Origin of the sequence: Halomonas sp. ND22Bw, assembly GCF_003011945.1 — a bacterium.
Taxonomy (GTDB): domain Bacteria; phylum Pseudomonadota; class Gammaproteobacteria; order Pseudomonadales; family Halomonadaceae; genus Halomonas; species Halomonas halophila.
Genome location: NZ_PXWD01000998.1, coordinates 1 through 267, shown reverse-complemented (window position 1 = coordinate 267; position 267 = coordinate 1). Strand labels below are relative to the sequence as shown.

The following is a 267-nucleotide window of genomic DNA, read 5'->3' as shown; positions in this document are numbered from 1 at the left end:
GAGGTCATGGGTGAGGCGACGAATAACTGCTCGCCGCCGTCAGGCTGCCAGATGAAGAAGGCTGTCTGCCTCGATGATGTGCCCGACGCGCAATGCCGTTCCTGGGAGAACGTCTATGAGTGCAAGACGGACACCGTTACGAACGAGACGAAGAACAGCTGCCAGACGAAATTCTGCGTTGGCGACGTCTGCATCGCAAACGAGGACGCCGGCGACACGGATATGCCCGACGCCTTGGCCGCGCTGCTGATCGCACAGATGGCGGGT

General features: G+C 60.7%; 1 protein-coding gene. It reads left to right on the top strand.

Features of this window, described 5'->3' with window-relative positions:
• Positions 1-6: 6 nt before the first annotated feature.
• Positions 7-267: conjugal transfer protein TraN (gene traN, locus CVH10_RS21165; RefSeq protein ID WP_369335940.1), on the top strand; the 261-nt coding region annotated here is incomplete at its 3' end.